Source organism: Paenirhizobium naphthalenivorans, from assembly GCF_007992095.1.
Classification (GTDB): domain Bacteria; phylum Pseudomonadota; class Alphaproteobacteria; order Rhizobiales; family Rhizobiaceae; genus Allorhizobium; species Allorhizobium naphthalenivorans.
This window is the reverse complement of record NZ_BJZP01000091.1, coordinates 1-1,391: the sequence shown is the minus strand read 5'-3', so window position 1 is coordinate 1,391 and position 1,391 is coordinate 1. Positions and strand designations below refer to the sequence as shown.

General features: G+C 56.6%; 1 protein-coding gene. It reads left to right on the top strand.

All coding sequences use genetic code 11. The annotated features are described in order from the left end of the window. Positions 1 to 78: 78 nt before the first annotated feature. Complete coding sequence (locus RNA01_RS23240) at positions 79 to 1,101, top strand: IS110 family RNA-guided transposase (RefSeq protein ID WP_113465218.1); 1,023 nt, start codon at positions 79 to 81, stop codon at positions 1,099 to 1,101. The last annotated feature ends 290 nt before the right edge of the window (positions 1,102 to 1,391 follow it).

Here is a 1,391-nt window from a genome sequence, read left to right as displayed (position 1 = left end):
GATGATGTGGACGGCCCTCCGAACCCGTCGCGCGAGATGCTAAGATCATTCTGCGCAACTCAGAGAAGGAACCGTGTCATGACTTTCGAGAAGATCACTGTCGTCGGCCTGGATCTGGCCAAGAACGTGTTTCAAGTTCATGCTATCGATGACGTCGGCAATGTTATTGTCCGGCGGCAGCTTCGCCGAAACCAGCTCCTGCATTTCTTCGAGCAGTTGCCACCCTGCCTGGTCGGCATGGAAGCTTGTTCGACTTCACATTACTGGGCGAGGGAACTCGGTGCCTTAGGCTTCGATGTGAAGCTTATGCCTCCGGTATATGTAAAGCCGTATGTGAAGCGTGGGAAAAACGATGCAGCAGATGCCGAAGCGATTTGCGAGGCAGTCACCCGTCCCACCATGCGCTTCGTACCGGTGAAAAATTGCGAGCGTCAGGCTCTTCTTATGCAGCACAAGACCCGAGATCTTTTTGTGCGGCAGAGAACGGCTCTGATCAACGCACTCCGAGGCCATTTGGCCGAATTCGGTATCATCACGCCTCAAGGAAAGTTCGGGCTGAAAGCTGCTCTCGAAGCCTTACACGTCGCGAAAGACCATCTTCCTGAACCGTCGTGGCAACCCTTCAAGCACATTCAGATGCAGCTAGAAGAGCTGAGCAATAAGATCGCCGAGCTTGATCGCACCATAATGCAGTGGTGCCGGGACCAAGGTGCCGCTCGGAGGCTGATGACCATCCCAGGCGTCGGCTTTCTCACCGCGGCAGCAATCGCGGCTTCGGTTGGAAATGCTGAGGAATTCAAATCAGCGCGACAGTTCGCGGCTTGGCTTGGCTTAACGCCGCGACAAAATAGTAGTGGCGGAAAGGAGAGGCTAGGGCGGATCAGCAAGCAGGGCGATCGGACAATCCGACGCTTGCTGGTAGTCGGCGCCACTGCCGTCATACGAAGGGCGCGCATTGATGCCCCATCATTCCCATGGATCGCGAAGCTCTTGCAGCGCAAACCGGCACGCATGGTGTCGGTAGCGATCGCAAACAAGACCGCCCGCGTCGCGTGGGCTCTTCTGAGAAGAGAGGAGACTTACCGGCACGCAGCCGTTTGAGGAATCCGGCTCGGCAATCGTCGACCGGAGGAATGAAGGACTGAGTAATGATGGCGAACCGGTTGGACCGGGGATGGAGCAAAGCCTAGGTTCCCCCAGAGCCTTGAGCTCGACAAATTGATTGGCTCTCCATCCGCGGACTTCATCAGGGCCAGTGGCTACAATGCCACGATAGAAGGCCGGACACATGACTGAACCTGACCGATCCCATCGATACAAAAGTCTTGCATTCCACGGGCCGTCCACACATGGGGGAACCGCTCATCCTTGGGGCCGCGATGCCTGCTTGG

Coding starts and splice junctions, on each gene's coding strand:
- RNA01_RS23240 (WP_113465218.1), top strand. CDS start 79: ATGACTTTCGAGAAGATCACTGTCGTCGGCCTGGATCTGGCCAAGAAC.